This is a genomic window from Agromyces rhizosphaerae (assembly GCF_027925245.1).
Lineage (GTDB): Bacteria > Actinomycetota > Actinomycetes > Actinomycetales > Microbacteriaceae > Agromyces > Agromyces rhizosphaerae.
Map to the genome: position 1 here is coordinate 2,588,042 of NZ_BSDP01000001.1, position 16,362 is coordinate 2,604,403.

The window sequence follows — 16,362 nt, forward strand, 5'->3', positions numbered from 1 at the left end:
TCACGCCGTCCGTCGGCGGAGCGCGATCGCATCTCGGGTGCCGAGCGCCGCCGCCGCGGCGGCGAGGACTCCCGCGACCGCGACGATCGCCCACTCGAGCGCACCGCTCCCGCCGTCCGGATCGATGCGGAACACCGCCTCGATCCACTGCGGCGTGACCCAAGTGGCGATCGCCAGCGCCAGGAAGACTCCCGACAGGACGTAGAACACGGACATCCGAATCACATCTGCTCCCAGCTTCGGTGGTGCGTGAGCGATGGCGTGGTGCGTCTGACCGGAAGCGTAGTGGCCGAACCGTGTGGTTGTGAAGGCCTCGGGATCGCGCCGAGGGGCCGTCCCCGGGGAATCCCGCCACCGATGACGCGTCAGTTGCGCTCCGCGCGCGCCGCGTCCTCGACGCAGCGCGCGGCCTCGGGTCGCACGCGCAGGCGGCCGACGGGGATGCGCCGGCCGCAGTCGACGCACGTGCCGTAGGTGCCGGCGTCGAGGCGCGCGAACGCCGCGTCGATCTCGTCGAGCTCACGTCGCTCGGCCTCGCGGAGCCCGGCGAGCTGCGACCACTCCTCCGAGATCGTCACGCCCTCGGGGTCGTGCTCGTCGTCGGTCGTCGCGTCGCCGCGCGCCGTGGCCAGCTCGCGCTCGGTGGCCTCGTGGGCGCCGCCGGCCGCGACGAACTCCGCCCGGCGCGCCGTCAGCAGCGCGCGGAACTCCTCCGTCTGCACGAGGGCGCCGCGCTCAGCTCTCGGCGCCGTAGGCGTCGATCACGCTCTTGGGCAGGCGGCCGCGGGACGGTACGTCGATGCCCTTCGCACGGGCCCACTCGCGGATCGCGGCGGTGTCCGTGCCGCTGCCGCTCGAGCGGCGCCGTCGCGGAGGCCCGGCCAGGCTCGCCTTGCGGGCGGCGCTGACGTACTTCTCGAAGTCGGAGCGGAGCGCGGAGGCGTTCTTCGGCGAGAGGTCGATCTCGTACGAGGTGCCGTCGAGTGCGAAGCGCACGGTCTCGGCGTCGCCGTCGAGCACGGAACCGTCGAGATCGTCGACGAATTGTTCAATGACGCGTTTTGCCATATTCGCAGTGTATTCCCGCGAATAGCGATTCGCAGGGAATTGCGCGAGCAAATCCATTTCCGATATTCTCTCGCTCCTCATCGATTTCGCCCGTCCGGGAGGGCAGCGCCCTTGACGGTCGCTGCGCGGGGTGCGAGCCTGCTGCCCGGGGGAGCCGTCCGTGCGCCCCGGGACGGGGACCACGGTGGCGGGCGACTACCCGGACATCAGCGACCACGGCATCATCGGCGACCTGCAGACCGCCGCGCTCATCGACCGCGACGGCACGATCGACTGGTTCTGCTGCCCGCGGTTCGACTCGCCGACCGTGTTCGGGTCGCTCGTCGACGCCGAGCGGGGCGGATTCTGCCGGATCAGCCCGGACGCCGACGACTTCGTCACCAAGCAGCTGTACCTGCCCGACACCGCGATGCTCGTCACGCGATTCCTCACCGAGGCGGGCGTGGGCGAGGTGATCGACTTCATGCCCGTCACCGGTGGTGAGGCGACCGACGTGCACCAGCTCGTGCGCATGGTGCGGGTCGTGCGCGGCACCATGACGTTCGTCGGCGAGATCCAGCCACGCTTCGACTTCGGGCGTGCGCCCCACACGGTCGACATCGTGAACGGGGCGGCGATCACCTTCAGCTCCGACGTCGGCAGGCTCACGCTGCACCGGATCGGCGACCCCGTGCTCCACGACGGGCAGCGGGCAGGGCACATCACGCCGTCGGGCGACGGCGTGCGCATCACGATCACGCTGGACGCCGGCGAGACCACGGGGGTCGTGCTGACCTCGGGCGATGTCGAGCCCCGCCAGATGCCCCAGGAGGAGCTCGAGGAGCTCTACCACCGGACCCGCCGGTACTGGCGCGAGTGGACCGACGCGTCGACCTACACCGGGCGCTGGCGCGAGTACGTCTCGCGCTCGGCGATCACGCTGAAGCTCATGACGTACGCGCCGACGGGCGCGCTCGTCGCGGCCCCGACCGCGGCGCTTCCCGAGCAGGTGGGCGGCGAGCGGAACTGGGACTACCGCTACACCTGGATCCGCGACGCGTCGTTCTCGGTCTACGCGCTGCTCTGCCTCGGCCACGTGGAGGAGGCGGAGGCGTTCGTGAAGTGGCTCATGGACCGCATCCACGAGAGCGTGGGCGACGACTCGGGGCCGCTGAAGATCATGTACCGCATCGACGGGTCGTCCGACCTCGTCGAGGAGACGATCGGCGACCTCGAGGGGTACCGGGGGTCACGACCGGTGCGCATCGGCAACGGCGCCGCCGACCAGCTGCAGCTCGACATCTACGGCGAGGCGATGTCGGCGATCCACCTCGCCGACACGCACGGCCTCGAGCTCCCGCACCGCGGGTGGGACCAGGTGCGCGACATGCTCGACTGGGTCTGCGATCACTGGGGCGAGCCGGAGGAGGGCATCTGGGAGACCCGTGGCGGGAAGCAGCACTTCACCTACGGGCGGTTCATGTGCTGGGTGGCGCTCGACCGGGGCATCCGCCTCGCCCAGCGTCGTGGGCGCCCCGCATCGATCGAGCGCTGGACCGCCGAGCGCGACCGCATCTACGAGGAGATCATGTCGACCGGGTGGAATCCCGAACGGGGCGCCTTCGTGCAGCACCTCGACACCGATGTGCTCGATGCCTCGCTGCTGCTGATGCCGCTGATGGGGTTCGTCGCGCCGCGCGACCCGATGTGGCTGTCGACGATGGCGGCGATGGAGGAGACGCTCGTCTCCGACAGCCTCGTCTACCGCTACGACCCGAGCGCGTCGCCCGACGGCCTGCGCGGCTCCGAGGGCACCTTCACGCTCTGCTCGTTCTGGTACGTCGACGCGCTCGCGCGGTCGGGGCACACCGGCCGGGCGCGGTACACGTTCGAGAAGATGCTGACCTACGCCAACCACCTCGGCCTGTTCTCCGAGGAGATCGGCCTGACCGGCGAGCAGCTCGGCAACTTCCCGCAGGCGTTCAGCCACCTCGCGCTCATCAACGCGGCCGTGAACCTCGACTACCAGCTCGACCACGGGTCGGGCGACGTCGAGCCCGTGCTCTGGCGGGGGCGCCGCGACGCCTGAGGTCGCGCAGGCGGCATTGCGCACCGGAATCCCGCGGCAATACGCTGGCGGCGACGGGTCGACACCCTGACCGGCCCCTCGGGAGGACGCCATGAGCGATCGCAGCCGGAACTACGGATCGGCCGGGCAGTGGGGGTTCTTCTTCCTGCTCGCCTACATCGGTGCGGCGATCTACTTCATCGACCGCTCCGACGGCAGCTTCTGGGCGGTCATCCTCGGGCTGCTGCAGGCCATCGTGTGGCCCGTGTACGCCGTGTACTACGGGCTCATCGCGCTGGTCGGCTGAGCCGCGGGGCTCAGCGGGGTCAGCGGGCAGGCGCGGTCGCCGAGAACCCCTGCCGCCGCAGCGTGCTCGCGATCGTCGCGACCGCGGTGAGCGCGAGCAGCACCGCGAGCCCGAGCAGCAGCGCGGTGAGCGACCAGGCCTTCGGCGTGCCCGACAGCGCCTCGATCACCGCGCCCGCGATGACCGTGCCGACGCCGCCGAGCGCGATCATCGACGTGAGCGCGAGCGCGCTGCCCTCGCCGGCGAGCTTCGCGGGCAGGATGTCGGCCGCGCCGATCTGCGAGACCGAGAAGCCCATGCCGCAGCTCAGCCCGCAGAACGCCAGCGCGATCGTGTAGACGACGAGGTTCTGCGCGAGCGCGATGCCCGTGACCGCGGCCGTCGCGAGCACGCACGCGGCGCTCAGCACCCAGCCGGCGCCGAACCGGTCGGTGAGGAACCCCGCGGTCGGCCCGCACGCGGCCACGCCGACGGCCGCCAGCATGAACACGAAGCCCGACTCCGCCGGTGAGAGCCCGCGCACGTCCTGCAGCTGCAGGGTCGCGGCGAACACGAAGATGATGAAGGCGATGTTCAGCGCGGTGCCCGCCAGCAGCACGAACACGAAGCCGCGTTCGCGGAACAGTCGCAGGTTGATGAGCGGATGCTCCCTGCGGGCCACGTGCCGGAAGAACCACACGAGCAGCACCGCGCCGATCGCCGCCGGTGCCCAGGTGAGCACCGATTCGATGCCGAGATTCGTGGTGTTGTCGATGCCGACGCACGCGAGCGCCAGACCGGCGGTGACGAGCACCACGCCGAGCCAGTCCATGCTCCGCACGCTCGTGTGGCCCTCGGCGGTCGACTCGGGCAGTCGGGCGGCGGCGATCGCCGAGACGATCGCGACCGGCACGTTGATGAGGAAGACCCAGCGCCATCCGGCGACCGACGCCAGCCCGCCGCCGATGACGGGGCCGAGCGCCGTGCCCGAGCCGGAGAGCCCGAGCATGATGCCCATGATCCGCGCGCGCTGCTCGGGGCGCGCGGTGGCGGCGATGAGCGCGAACGCGTTCGGCATGATGAGCGCCGACCCGATGCCCTGCAGCACGCGGAACGCGATGAGCACGGGGGCGGCGGATGCCAGTGCGCAGACCAGGCTCGTGCCGCCGAACACGATCATGCCGATGATGAGCACCCTGCGGCGCCCGATCGTGTCGCCGAGCTTGCCGGCCGGCACGAAGCACGAGCCGAGGCTCAGCAGGTAGCCGCTCAGCATCCACTGCAGGTCGGTGACTGGGACTCCGAGGTCCTTCGCGATGGTCGGCAGCGCGAGGTTCAGCGCGAAGAAGTCGAGCTGCACCGCGAACAGCGCGAGCCCCACCGGTACGTAGCGCATCGTGGCGCGCCAGAGGCCCTCGGGCTGGTCGGTGCGTGCGTTCGGTCCGTCTGGCTTCGGCATGACTGCCGCCCCTCGTCGACGATCGCCCTCGACGGGGCGCCGGACATGAGGATCACTCTAGTCGCGGGGTGCAGCGGCGCGCAGGGGAGCGGTCGCGAACTCGCGGACGGCGTCGTCGAACGGCTCGGTCGCGCGCCAGCCGAGCTCCTCGGCGATGCGCGCCGACGATGCGGTGATGTGGCGCACGTCGCCCAGCCGGTACTCGCCGGTCACGACCGGTGCGGGGCCGCCGAACGCGTCGGCCAGCGCGGTCGCGAACTCGAGCACCGTGCGCGGGGTGCCGCTGCCGACGTTGTACGCGCGCGCCGCGCCCGAGGGCAGCGCCGCCAGTCCGTCGAGCGCCGCGAGGTTCGCCCGTGCGACGTCGCGCACGTGCACGAAGTCGCGGCGCTGCCCGCCGTCCTCGAACACCCGGGGCGCCTCGCCGCGCTCGAGCGCGCTGCGGAAGATCGACGCGACGCCCGCGTAGGGCGTGTCACGCGGCATCCGCGGCCCGAACACATTGTGGTACCGCAGCATCGCCGCGTGGCCGCCGGTCGCCCGGGTCCACGACGACGCCAGGTGCTCCTGCGCGAGCTTCGTGTCGGCGTAGACGTTGCGCGGGTCGAGCGTCTCCTCTTCGCCGACCAGCACCGGCTCGAGCGGCCGGCCGTCGGCGCCGAGCGGGTCGAACACGCCCCGCTCGAGGTCGCCGACCGCGCGCGGCGGCGGCAGCACGATGCGGTCGCCGTCGCGGTAGCGCCCCTCGCCGTAGACGACCATCGACGACGCGAGCACGAGCCGGTCGACGCCCGCGGCCGTCATCGCCGCGAGCAGCACGGCGGTGCCGGTCACGTTGGTCTCGGCGTAGTCGGGCGCATCGGCGAAGTCCACGCCGAGCCCGACCTTCGCGGCCTGGTGGCACACCGCCGACACCCCGTCGAGGGCGGCGCGCACCTCCGAGGCATCCGTCACCGACCCACGCACCAGCTCGACCCCGTCGGGCAGCGCCGGCCGGGCGCCGCCGTGCACCTCGGGCCGCAGCGCGTCGAGCACCCGCACGCGCTCGCCGCGGGCGACCGCCGCCTCGACCACGTGCGAGCCGATGAAGCCGGCGCCCCCGGTGACGAGCAGCACGGTCAGGCCACCACGGGCGCCTGCGCCAGCACCGCGGCGACCGCGGCCGGGTCGACGAACTGCCGGGCGGTGTAGTCGTCGGGCACCGCGCCGACCATCGCGGTGATCGCGGCGCGGATGCGCGGCTCTGCGGCCGCCATGCGGTCGAGCACCAGCTGCGGGTCGACCGCGTCGGCCTCGCCCGCGGCGTCGCCGGCGTCGGTGTCGGTCACGAACGACAGGTTCACGAGGCCCACGCCGAGCTCGGCGGCGAGCACGACCTCGGGGTACTGGGTCATGTTCACCAGGTGCGCGCCCCACGAGCGGAACAGCCGCGACTCTGCGCGGGTCGAGAACCGCGGGCCCTGGATCACGACGGTGGTCGCCTCGGTCATGAGGTCCTCGCCGAGGGCGGCGACGGCGGATGCCGCGTGCCGGCGCAGCTCGGGGTCGAACGGGTCGGCCGCCGCGAGGTGCTGCACCGACGGGCCGTCGAAGAACGTGTCGTGGCGGCCCCAGGTGCGGTCGATGAACTGGTCGGGCAGCGCGAAGCGGCCCGGGCGCGCCTCGGGCACGAGCCCGCCGACCGCGGCCGACGTGACGATCGCGCGCACGCCGAGGCTCGCGAGCGCCCAGACGTTCGCGCGGAAGTTGAGGCGATGCGGCGGAATGACGTGCCCGGCGCCGTGCCGGCTGAGGAACGCGACCCGGCGGCCGGCGAGCTCGCCGATCGTGAGCGGACCCGACGGCGGGCCGTACGGGGTCGCGATGTCGACGACCTGCGCCTCGTCGTGGTCGAGCAGGGCGTACAGCCCCGACCCGCCGATCACGCCGATCTCGACGCCGTGCGCTGCGGTTGCGGTCAAGGTGGGCGTCCTCTCGTCGGTGCCGGGGAGTCGTGCCGGGGTGCTTCGATGGTGCCGTGCGGGGGCGTGCGCCCGCGACGCGTCGCGGAGCGGCGTTCGCGGACCGTAAGGAATGACGCTCGGCCGCAGCGCCGCTCGTCACGAGAATGGCACGCATGAGCAGCGTGACGGATCGACTCGCCGTCGTCGCGGAACGACGGTTCGCCGGGGTGCGGGACGAGCTCGGCCACCCGGCCAAGCACCCGCGCACCGCGGTCGTGCTGGGCCGGCTGCTCGGGGCCGCGTTCCTCATCTGCTTCGCCACCGGCCTGTACAGCCACCTCCTGCAGGACCCGCTGCCCGGCATGGTGTTCCCGACCCGCCCGGTCTGGCTCTACCAGGCCAGCCAGGGCGTGCACGTCACGGTCGGCGTCGCGCTGCTGCCGCTGCTGTTCGCGAAGCTCTGGACCGTCTACCCGAAGCTCTTCGAGTGGCCGCCAGTGCGCTCGATCCCGCACGCGATCGAGCGCGCGTCGATCGCGGTGCTCGTGGCCGTCGCGGTCATGGAGCCGCTGATCGGCCTCATCAACACGTACCAGTGGTATCCGTGGGAGTTCTCGTTCCGCCGCACGCACTTCGCGCTCGCCTGGGTGCTCGTCGGCGCGCTCGCCGTGCACGTCGCGGTGAAGCTGCCCGACATCGTGCGGTACTGGCGCCGGGGGTCGGATGCCCCTGAGCCCGACGAGCCCTCCAGCCCGGCGCCTCGGGAGGAGGACCCGCATGCCTGACTCCGGCATCAGCCGCCGCGCCCTGCTCGCGACCGTCGCGACGGCGTCGGTGGCCCTCGTCGCGACCACCGCGGGCCAGACCTGGGCGTGGCTCGAACCGTTCAACGTCTTCGCGCCGCGCCGCCGCGGCGACGGACCGCAGGGCCTGCCCGTGAACCGCACGGCCGCGCAGGCGGGCGTCGCCGACCTCGCGCGCGACCCGGACTGGCGGCTCACCGTCGCCCACGACGGCACCGAGCAGGCGTTCACGCGCGACGAGCTCGCCGCGATGCCCCAGGCCGAGGCCGTGCTGCCGATCGCGTGCGTCGAGGGGTGGAGCACGACCGCGCACTGGCGGGGCGTGCGCATGGCCGAACTGCTCGAGGCGGTCGGGGCGCCTTCAGGGGCATCCGTGCACATCACCAGCCTCGAGCCGCGCGGGGCGTTCCGCACCTCCGAGATGGGGCCCGAGTTCGCCCGCGACCCGCTCACGCTCGTCGCGCTCGAGCTGAACGGCGAGGTGCTCGACCTCGAGCACGGGTACCCCGCGCGCATCATCGCGCCGGCCCGCCCGGGCGTCGTGCAGACCAAGTGGATCGACCGGATCGAGGTGCAGGCATGAGGGCCGCGCGCGCGGCCCTCGTCGTGATCGGGGTCGGTCTCGCGGCCTACGGCGGGTTCCTCCTGTTCACCGAGCAGCGGCTCGACCAGGTGCTCGCCGTGGTGATCTGGCTGGCGGGGGCGATCGTGCTGCACGACGCGATCCTCGCGCCCGCGTCGGCGGTGGTCGGCGGCGGGCTGCGCCGGGCGGGCGGGCGGATGCCCCGGGGCGCCGCGTCCCTCATCGGCGCGGGTCTCGCGATCGGCGCGCTCCTCACGATTCTCGTGGTGCCGCTGCTGATCGCGCAGGCGCGCGGCGCGCGCAACCCCACCGTGCTCGCGGGCGAGTACGCGCTCGGGCTCGCCGTGGCGTGGCTCGCGATCGCCGTGCTCGTGGCCGCGGGCGTCGCCGCCCTCCGCGTGCGCGACCGCCGCCGCCCCGCCCGCCCGCACTCCTGACCGGCCCACGCCGAGACCCGTCAATTTCCTGCGCTCCCATGCGCGAGAACGCAGGTTCTTGACGGGTCTCGTGTACCGATCGCTCGGTTTGGGTTGAGACCCGTCAACAAACTGCGGAATGGGGGCTGAGAGCGCAGGAAATTGACGGGTCTGGAAACGAGCGGGGGTCAGGCGGGCTCGAGGGCGGCGAAGGAGCGGTCGCCGACGGTCCAGGCGTCGCGCACGGCGAGGCCGGCGGATGCCGCGGGGGCTGGCAGCGCGCGCACGCCGAGGTGCGCCCACGGGAACGGGAGGCTGCGCCCGCCGGCCCGGTCGTGCACGACGCCCTCGAACGCGTGGTCGGCGTCGTGGTCGACGTGGGTCTCGACGACGACCCGTCCGCGCGACTCGAGCAGCGCCGCGCAGCGCGCGAGCAGTGCGGCGGGGCTGCCGCCGATGCCGACGTTGCCGTCGAGCAGCAGCACCGCGCCCCAGGCGCCCTCGGAGGGGAGCCGGTCGAAGATCGAGCGACGCAGCACCGGCAGCCCACGGGCGCGCGCGACCGCGACGGCGGTCTCGGACACGTCGACGCCGAGCGCGAGGTGACCGGCGAGGATCGCCGCGAGCACCATGCGCCCCGGGCCGCACCCCGCGTCGAGCACCGCGCCGCACACGCCGTCGAGCGTCGAGCGGTCGGCTTCGTCGGCCGGCGCCGCGAAGCGGGCCACGTCGATCGGGCTCGTGGCCGGGCGGCCGGACGCGTCCACGTGCGCAAGCTCGAGCGTGGCGCTGCCGTCGCGCAGTGCGCGATCGTAGGGGTCGTGCCCGCCGGCGCCGAAGCGCGCCTCGGTCGCTCCGGTCGGCAGCGCGGCGGTGCTCACGAGTCCGCCTCCTCCGGCACGAGCTCCGCGACGACCCGGGCCAGCCGGCCATCGGGCGCGGCCGCGACGGCGGGCGCGAGATCGGCGGCGGTGTCGATGTCGGATGCCTCGGGCAGCATCCGCACGGTCAGCCCCGCCTCGCGAAGCCGGCCGAGCTGCAGCGCCCCGGTGTCGCCCTGCGACATGGGCACCCCGCGCAGCAGCGCGCCGTCGGGGGAGTGCATCGCGAGCGCCCAGAACCCGCCGTCGGTCGCGGGGCCGAGCCAGGCATCGACCCCGGGTGCCTCGGAGAACGCCGGCAGCACCGCCGCAGCGGGCACGTGCGGCGTGTCCATGCCGATGAGCACGAGCGGCTCGTCGACCGCGTCGAACAGGAACCCGAGCCGGGCGTCGAGCCCGCCCGGGGGCTGGTCGAGCACCTCGAAGCCCGTGGCATCCGTCGCCCCCGGCTCGCCGTCGTGGAAGAGGATTCGCCGCGTCGCCGGCAGCGCGCGGGCGAGGTCGAGCGTGTCGTCGACGCAGGCCTGGGCGATCTGCGCCGCCTGCGCGAGCGAGTACGGCGGGTGCAGTCGGGTCTTCGCGCGCCCGGGCAGGCACGCCTTCGCGATCACCGCGACCGCCGTCACCGGGCCGCCTCCCGCAGCCGGGCGGACATGTCGCGCACCGCGGTGATGGTGCCGCGCACGGTGCCGGTCACCTTCGAGACGCCGATGCGGCGCCGGTAGGTCACGTCGACCTCGGCGATGCGCAGGCCCTCGGCGGCGGCGCGCAGCACGAGCTCGAGCGGGTAGCCGCTGCGCCGGTCGTCGAGCCCGAGCGCGAGGAGCGCCTCGCGCCGGCCCGCCCGCATCGGACCGATGTCGCGCAGCCGCACCCCGGTGATCGCGCGCACGCGCCTCGCGATCACGGCGTTGCCGGCCCGCGCGTGCAGCGGCATCGCGCCGCGCTCGACCGGCACCCGGCGCCCGAGCACCAGGTCCGCGCCGCCCTCGACCAGCGCGACGAGCGCGGGCAGCTCGCCGAGGTCGAGCGACCCGTCGGCGTCGGCGAACCCGACGATGTCGGTGACGGATGCCTCGAGCCCGGCGTGCACCGCCGCCCCGTAGCCGCGCACGGGGTGGGCGATCACGGTCGCCCCGGCCGCGCGCGCGACCTCGGCGGAACGGTCGGTCGACCCGTTGTCGACGACGAGCGCGCGGTAGCCGTCGGGCAGCCCGGCCAGCACGCGGGTGAGCGCCCCCTCCTCGTCGAGGCACGGGAGGACGACGTCGACGGCCGATACGGTCACGAGTCCGACACTAGGGATGGGGCGGACGGAGCGCAGCAGGCCAAGTCTTACGATTCCGAGACGAGCGGGCGTCGCACCGCCGCATCCGCCGCCCTGCACCATGCCTGCGTCCTATTCTGGGCACGTGGCCGAACCGAACCCCGAGGGCGGGCCCGCGATCGACGAGGCGCTCGTCGACCGCCGCGTGCTCGTGATCGAGGACGACCCCACCGTGCTGGAGGTCGTCTGCCGGTACCTGCGCGCCGCCGGGTTCATCGTCGACGCCGAGCGCGACGGCATCGCGGGCCTCCGCCAGGCCGACCGCGTGCCGCCCGACCTGGTCGTGGCCGATCGGATGCTGCCGGGCATCGACGGCGTCGAGGTGTGCCGCCGCATCCGGGCCCAGCGCCCGGTGCCGGTCATCATGCTCACCGCGCTCGGCTCGACCGAGGATCGCATCGAGGGTCTCGAGGCGGGTGCCGACGACTACATCGCGAAGCCGTTCTCGCCGCGCGAGCTCGTGCTGCGCGTGCAGTCGGTGCTGCGCCGGAGCCTGCCGGACTTCGCGCCCGAGGCGCCGTTCGACCTCGGCGCGTTCCACCTCGAGACCGCGGACCGGGTCGTGACCAAGCACGGCGAGGAGCTCTCGCTCAGCGTGCGCGAGTTCGAGCTGCTCGCGTTCCTGCTGAAGCATCCGCACCAGGTGTTCAGCCGCGAGCAGCTGCTCAAGGCCGTCTGGAAGTGGGACTTCGGCGATCTCTCGACCGTGACGGTGCACGTGCGGCGCCTGCGCGAGAAGATCGAGGACGACCCCACCGAGCCGCAGCACCTCACCACCGTGTGGGGCGTCGGATACCGGTTCGCCGCATGATCCCGCTGCCCGACCTCCTCGCCATCGTCGGCATCGCCGGCGTGGCCGCGCTGCTCGTGGGGGCGATCGGCCTGCTCGTGCTGATCGCGGCCCGGCGCGCGTCGATCATGCTGCAGGTCGTCATCGTCGTGCTGTCGACCGTGCTCGCGGTCGGGGCGGGGACGATCGCCGTCGCGAACGCCATGTACCTCTCCGAGCACGACCTGCTCGTCACCGGCTGGGTCGTGGTGGTGGCCGGCGTGGTCGCCCTGGGCGTGGGCGCCGTGCTCGGCCGCATCCTCGTCGGCAACACCCGTCGCCTGCGCGAGATCGCGCGCGCGGTCGGCGACGGGCAGACCGTTCAGCCTGACGGGCGCGAGGGCACCGAGTTCGCCGCGCTCGCCGACGAGCTGGCCGACGCCAGCCGTCGCCTCGCCGACTCCCGCGCCGAGGTCGCGCGCATCGACCAGTCCAGGCGCGAGCTCATCTCCTGGATCTCGCACGACCTGCGCACGCCCCTCGCCGGGCTCCGGGCCATGGCCGAGGCGCTCGAGGACGGCATGGTCGACGACCCCGCCCGGTACCACGCGCAGATGCGGGTGCAGGTCGACCGGGTCTCGAGCATGGTCGACGACCTGTTCGAGCTCTCGCGCATCCAGTCGGGTGCGCTCGCGCTCGAGATGGAGCAGGTGTCGCTGTTCGACCTCGTGTCCGACGCGGTCGCCGAGCTGCTGCCGCTCGCCCGCGCGCGCGACGTGACCATCGTCGAGTCGCGCGCCGGCGACCTCACGGTCACGGGCGACGCGCGCGAGCTCTCGCGGGTCGTCGGCAATCTGCTGATGAACGCCATCCAGCACTCGCCGCCGGGCAGCCGTATCGAGGTGACCGCGCGCGAGACCGGCGACGCGCACGTGGCGCTGAGCGTCACCGACGCGGGCGGCGGCATCCCCGAGGAGGACCTCGCCAAGGTCTTCCGCGCGGGCTGGCGCGGCACGCCCTCGCGCTCGCCGAGCGAGGCTCCCGCCGACCCGATCGCCGCCGGCGCGGGCCTCGGCCTCGCGATCGTGCAGGGCATCGTCGATGCGCACGCGGGCGGCGTGAGCGTGCGGAACGTGCCGGGCGGATGCCGCTTCGACGTGACGCTCCCGCGAGTCGGCGCGCCCGCCTGACGACGCCGAGAGCCGCCGCCGATCCCGCGCGACGCGCCGGGCGCCCGCGGGTTCGCCCGTCGCGGAATGTTCGCGATTCGTCCCGTGTCGGGTTGACCGTGCCGCGCAGATGCTGAATCGTGGGGGACTCCGCTTGCCAGCCAAGGAAGGGAGCCTCGTGCTCACGCTCACCGAAACTGCCAGCACCGTCGTGAAGACCATCGTCGCCCAGACCCCGGAGCTCGACGACGGCGGGCTCCGCATCAACACCGACCAGCCCGGCGGCACCGAGTTCGCCGTGTCGGTCGCGCCCGCGCCCGAGGCGGGCGACGCCGTCGTGGAGGCGGAGGGAGCCAAGGTCTTCCTCGGCCAGTTCGCCGCGCTCGCCCTCGACGACAAGGTGCTCGACGCCCAGGTCGGCGAGGACGGCACCGTGCGCTTCGCCATCGGCGACCAGGCCTGAGACCGGCCGAGATTCGTCGCGTTCGGCGCGCCGCCCCATCGCGGGGCGGCGCGCCGAACGTCGTCCGCGGGGGTGATCGGCGAGCGGATGCCCCGGGCGTAGGCTCGACCCGATGACCGAGCTCCCCCGCACGCGAGACATCCCCCTGCCCGACTCGCACCGGTGGCGCGCCTACTGGGTCTGCGTCGCGGTCGCCGGGCTCACGATCCTCGACCTCTCCAAGGTCAACGTCGCGCTGCCCTCGATCGAGGAGGCGATGGGGGCCGCCTCGACCGAGCTGCAGCTCATCGTCTCGGGCTACGTGCTCGCGTTCGGCCTCACGCTCGTGCCCGCGGGCCGCCTCGGCGACCAGCGCTCGCGCACGGTGCTGTTCGTGGTGGGCCTCAGCCTGTTCACGCTCACGAGCCTCGCCTGCGCGCTCGCCCCGACGGCGACCTGGCTGATGGTGTTCCGAATGCTCCAGGGCGTCGCCGCGGGCATCCAGATGCCCCAGGTGCTCGGCCTCATCCAGCAGCTCTTCCACGGCGCCGAGCGCGGCCGCGCGTTCGGCCTGTTCGGCGCGATGATCGGCGTGACCACCGCGATCGGCCCGACGCTCGGCGGCCTGCTCATCGCGATCGGCGGGCCGGAGGACGGCTGGCGCGGCATCTTCTGGATGAACGTGCCGCTCGGCGTGATCGCGATCGCCCTCGCCCTCTGGGTGCTGCCCGAGACGCGCACGAGGTCGCACCGGAGGGTGCAGCTCGACCCCGTGGGCCTCGTCATCTTCGGCGTGAGCGTGCTCGCGCTCATGTGGCCGTTCCTGTTCACGACCGGATCGCCCGACGACGACCCGGCCCGCTGGTGGCTGCTCGTCGTGTTCGTGCTCGGCGCGAGCGCGTTCGTGGCGTGGGAGCGCCGCTACGAGGCATCCGGCCGGCAGCCCCTCGTGCCGCTCGGGCTGTTCCGCATCGGGTCGTTCCGCAACGGCGCCCTGCTGCAGTCGGTGTTCTTCGCGGCGATCCCGTCGATGTTCCTGCTCACGACCCTGTACCTGCAGGACGGCCTCGACGTGGCGCCGGTGTTCGCGGGCATGGTGACGATGGGGTACGCCCTGACGAGCGCGTTCTCGTCGTGGCGCGGTGGGCTGCTCGTCGAGCGGTGGGGGCGCAGCCTGGTGCTGTTCGGCCTCGGCGTGCTCATCGTGGGCGTCGGCGTGCTCGTGCTGCTGGCGCTGACGACCCCGTCGGCGGCGACGCCGTGGGCGATGGCCGGCGCGCTGATCGTCGCGGGCCTCGGCGGCGGGCTCGTCGTGTCGCCGAACCAGACGCTCACGCTCGCCGACGTGCCCGTGCGCAGCGGTGGGCTCGCCGGGTCGGTCGGCCAGCTCGGCCAGCGCATCGGCACCGCGGTGGGCACGGCCGTGGCGCTCTCGCTGTTCTACGCCACGCTGTACCGCGAGGAGGGCAGCGTCGCCGAGCTGGAGGTGTTCCACCACGCGTACGGCACCGGCATGCTCGCGGTCGCGGTGCTGCTCGCGCTCGCATTCGCGGTGGGCGTCGCCGACCTGGGCGCGCGGGTGCGTGCCCGGCGCAAGCGGCCCGTGTCCGACGAGCCGGGGCCGGACGAGCCCGACGACGAGGACCTCGCGAGCGGCCACGCCTGACGGGCGGGCGGATGCCGCGGGCCGACGGGCGCCGGGCCCGATCGGGTCAGCGCAGGGCGGGCTCGGTTCCCTCCGCGGCATCCGAGAACGCGTGCTTCGGCACGAAGTACAGGCTCACCGCCGCGACGACGGCCGTGAGGCCGCAGACCAGCCACACGGTGACGTAGCCCGAGAAGCTGCCCGCGGTGCCGCCGCCCGTGCCGCCGCCGATGTGCTGGATCAGCGCGATCGCGAACACGGCGGATGCCACGGCGCCGCCGACCGTCTTCACCGAGTTGGTGAGCCCCGTGGCGACGCCGGTCTGGTGCACGGGGGCCGCCGCTGCCGCGGCCGCGGGCAGGGCGGCGACGAGCGCACCCGAGCCGATGCCCGCGATGATCATGTTGGAGAGCACCTGCACGTAGCCCTCGTGGAACGGCAGGAACAGCAGGTACCCGGCGGCCACCATGAGGCTCGCGCCGATGAGCGCCATCCGCGGGGCGATCCAGCGGGTCACGAGCGGGAAGAGCAGCGCGCCGACGACGAGCGAGAGCACGTACGCGCCGATGAGGATCGAGGTCTCGCCCGTGGTCGCGCCGAGCCCGTAGCCGACCTCGGACGGGTCGGTGCGCGCGAACGTCGACAGCGGCGCCTGGGCGCCGAGCACGCTGACGCCGAAGAGGCCCGCGGTGAGGAACACCGGCCAGAGCGCGGGGGAGCGGAACAGGCGCACGTCGATGAGCGGGTCGGCCTGGCGCAGCTCGTAGCGCACGAACGGCACGATGAGCAGGAGGCCGAGCAGCACGACGCCCCACGAGAGCAGGTCTGCCGGGCCGTTGATGCGCAGCAGGCTGAGCCCGCCGGTGAAGGCCAGCAGCGCGAGCGTGATGAGCACGAGGCCGCCGGTGTCGAAACGGCCGCCGGTGAGGTCGGGCGACTCCTTCACCCCGAACAGGATCACGAAGAAGCACGCGCTCACGGCGATCGCCGGGATGAGCAGCAGCACCTGGATCGGGATGCCGCTGTCGGCGAGCGCACCGGCCGACAGCGCGCCGGCGATGGCGCCGAGCTCGAGCGCCGCGACGAGGAAGCCCGCCGCGCGCCGGGTGAGCGCCGCAGGCGACTCGCGGTCGCGGCTGCGCGAGTAGATCAGGGCGATCTCGAGGGGCAGCCACACCACGTAGAAGCCCTGCAGGGCCCATGCCACGAGGAACACGCCGAACTGGTCGGTGAACGCGAGCGCGATGCTGGCCGCGGCGGTCACGGCCGTCGAGACGAGCAGGATGCGCTTGTGCCCGAACATGTCGCCGAGCTTCGCGAGCGCGGGCACGACGAGGGCCGAGAGCATGAGCTGCGAGCCCTCGAGCCAGTTCACGTCGGCGTCGTGGATGTCGAGGTGCCGCGCGATGTCGGTGAGCAGCGGGGTGTAGTAGCCCTGGATGATGCCGCTGGTGAACTCGACGAAGGCGAGGAATCCGACGACGGCCGCGACGGGTCCGAACTTCACGGCGCGTGACAAAGGAT

At 73.3% G+C, this 16,362-nt stretch carries 19 protein-coding genes; 9 read left to right on the forward strand and 10 right to left on the reverse strand.

Going from position 1 to position 16,362, the window contains the following annotated elements:
* The 3 genes from QMG39_RS12220 to QMG39_RS12230 form a co-directional block, all read right to left on the reverse strand.
* Window positions 1-216, reverse strand: coding sequence for a hypothetical protein (locus QMG39_RS12220; RefSeq protein WP_281885363.1), 216 nt, complete (start codon window positions 214-216; stop codon window positions 1-3).
* Between the two features lie 149 nt (window positions 217-365).
* Window positions 366-722 carry a TraR/DksA family transcriptional regulator gene (locus QMG39_RS12225; protein WP_281885365.1) on the reverse strand — a complete coding sequence of 119 codons (357 nt, stop codon included), beginning with the start codon at window positions 720-722 and terminating at the stop codon, window positions 366-368.
* 13 nt (window positions 723-735) lie between these two features.
* Window positions 736-1,068 carry a histone-like nucleoid-structuring protein Lsr2 gene (locus QMG39_RS12230; protein ID WP_281885367.1) on the reverse strand — a complete coding sequence of 111 codons (333 nt, stop codon included), beginning with the start codon at window positions 1,066-1,068 and terminating at the stop codon, window positions 736-738.
* 160 nt (window positions 1,069-1,228) lie between these two features.
* Between QMG39_RS12230 and QMG39_RS12235 the strand changes: the two genes are divergently transcribed.
* On the forward strand, window positions 1,229-3,136 hold the full coding sequence (locus QMG39_RS12235) for a glycoside hydrolase family 15 protein (protein ID WP_281885369.1): 1,908 nt from the start codon (window positions 1,229-1,231) through the stop codon (window positions 3,134-3,136).
* A 91-nt stretch (window positions 3,137-3,227) separates the two neighbouring features.
* Complete coding sequence (locus QMG39_RS12240) at window positions 3,228-3,422, forward strand: hypothetical protein (protein WP_281885371.1); 195 nt, start codon at window positions 3,228-3,230, stop codon at window positions 3,420-3,422.
* 19 nt (window positions 3,423-3,441) lie between these two features.
* Here the strand turns inward: QMG39_RS12240 and QMG39_RS12245 are convergent, their stop codons facing one another.
* The 3 genes from QMG39_RS12245 to QMG39_RS12255 are packed head-to-tail and all read right to left on the reverse strand — an operon-like array spanning window position 3,442 to window position 6,821.
* Window positions 3,442-4,860 carry an MFS transporter gene (locus tag QMG39_RS12245; protein ID WP_281885373.1) on the reverse strand — a complete coding sequence of 473 codons (1,419 nt, stop codon included), beginning with the start codon at window positions 4,858-4,860 and terminating at the stop codon, window positions 3,442-3,444.
* A gap of 57 nt (window positions 4,861-4,917) precedes the next feature.
* A complete protein-coding gene (locus tag QMG39_RS12250) occupies window positions 4,918-5,982 on the reverse strand; it encodes an NAD-dependent epimerase/dehydratase family protein (RefSeq protein WP_281887274.1) in 1,065 nt (354 codons plus the stop codon).
* Window positions 5,979-6,821: an MTAP family purine nucleoside phosphorylase gene (locus tag QMG39_RS12255; RefSeq protein WP_281885375.1), complete on the reverse strand. Its 843-nt coding sequence runs from the start codon at window positions 6,819-6,821 to the stop codon at window positions 5,979-5,981. Before QMG39_RS12255 ends, QMG39_RS12250 begins: the two co-directional genes overlap by 4 nt.
* Window positions 6,822-6,976: 155 nt before the next feature.
* Here QMG39_RS12255 and QMG39_RS12260 point away from each other — a divergent pair, with 155 nt between their 5' ends.
* From QMG39_RS12260 to QMG39_RS12270, 3 genes are read left to right on the forward strand one after another with little or no spacing between them, the layout of a single operon-like run.
* Window positions 6,977-7,588: a hypothetical protein gene (locus tag QMG39_RS12260; RefSeq protein WP_281885377.1), complete on the forward strand. Its 612-nt coding sequence runs from the start codon at window positions 6,977-6,979 to the stop codon at window positions 7,586-7,588.
* Window positions 7,581-8,189: a molybdopterin-dependent oxidoreductase gene (locus QMG39_RS12265; RefSeq protein WP_281885379.1), complete on the forward strand. Its 609-nt coding sequence runs from the start codon at window positions 7,581-7,583 to the stop codon at window positions 8,187-8,189. The genes QMG39_RS12260 and QMG39_RS12265 overlap by 8 nt, the downstream gene beginning before the upstream one ends.
* Entirely contained in the window at window positions 8,186-8,626 is a 441-nt protein-coding gene (locus QMG39_RS12270; RefSeq protein WP_281885381.1) for a hypothetical protein, read from the forward strand. The genes QMG39_RS12265 and QMG39_RS12270 overlap by 4 nt, the downstream gene beginning before the upstream one ends.
* 167 nt (window positions 8,627-8,793) lie before the next feature.
* On the opposite strand, the gene QMG39_RS12275 is transcribed toward QMG39_RS12270, so the two are convergent.
* Genes QMG39_RS12275 through QMG39_RS12285 form a run of 3 tightly spaced genes read right to left on the reverse strand, consistent with a single transcriptional unit; the run spans window position 8,794 to window position 10,774 of the window.
* On the reverse strand, window positions 8,794-9,486 hold the full coding sequence (locus QMG39_RS12275; protein ID WP_281885383.1) for a class I SAM-dependent methyltransferase: 693 nt from the start codon (window positions 9,484-9,486) through the stop codon (window positions 8,794-8,796).
* On the reverse strand, window positions 9,483-10,112 hold the full coding sequence (locus QMG39_RS12280) for a TIGR04282 family arsenosugar biosynthesis glycosyltransferase (protein ID WP_281885384.1): 630 nt from the start codon (window positions 10,110-10,112) through the stop codon (window positions 9,483-9,485). The genes QMG39_RS12275 and QMG39_RS12280 overlap by 4 nt, the downstream gene beginning before the upstream one ends.
* Window positions 10,109-10,774, reverse strand: a complete 666-nt coding sequence (locus QMG39_RS12285) for a glycosyltransferase family 2 protein (RefSeq protein WP_281885387.1) — start codon at window positions 10,772-10,774, stop codon at window positions 10,109-10,111. Before QMG39_RS12285 ends, QMG39_RS12280 begins: the two co-directional genes overlap by 4 nt.
* 124 nt (window positions 10,775-10,898) lie before the next feature.
* Between QMG39_RS12285 and QMG39_RS12290 the strand changes: the two genes are divergently transcribed.
* From QMG39_RS12290 to QMG39_RS12305, 4 genes are all read left to right on the forward strand, one after another.
* The gene (locus tag QMG39_RS12290; protein ID WP_281885389.1) at window positions 10,899-11,624 is read left to right on the forward strand and encodes a response regulator transcription factor; all 726 of its coding nucleotides are present in this window, start codon (window positions 10,899-10,901) and stop codon (window positions 11,622-11,624) included.
* Window positions 11,621-12,772 carry a sensor histidine kinase gene (locus QMG39_RS12295; protein ID WP_281885391.1) on the forward strand — a complete coding sequence of 384 codons (1,152 nt, stop codon included), beginning with the start codon at window positions 11,621-11,623 and terminating at the stop codon, window positions 12,770-12,772. The genes QMG39_RS12290 and QMG39_RS12295 overlap by 4 nt, the downstream gene beginning before the upstream one ends.
* Window positions 12,773-12,905: 133 nt before the next feature.
* Window positions 12,906-13,214 carry an iron-sulfur cluster assembly accessory protein gene (locus QMG39_RS12300; protein WP_281885393.1) on the forward strand — a complete coding sequence of 103 codons (309 nt, stop codon included), beginning with the start codon at window positions 12,906-12,908 and terminating at the stop codon, window positions 13,212-13,214.
* 112 nt (window positions 13,215-13,326) lie between these two features.
* Window positions 13,327-14,859, forward strand: a complete 1,533-nt coding sequence (locus QMG39_RS12305; RefSeq protein WP_281885395.1) for an MFS transporter — start codon at window positions 13,327-13,329, stop codon at window positions 14,857-14,859.
* Window positions 14,860-14,905: 46 nt separating this feature from the next.
* On the opposite strand, the gene QMG39_RS12310 is transcribed toward QMG39_RS12305, so the two are convergent.
* A complete protein-coding gene (locus tag QMG39_RS12310; RefSeq protein WP_281885397.1) occupies window positions 14,906-16,345 on the reverse strand; it encodes an MFS transporter in 1,440 nt (479 codons plus the stop codon).
* Window positions 16,346-16,362 lie beyond the last annotated feature (17 nt).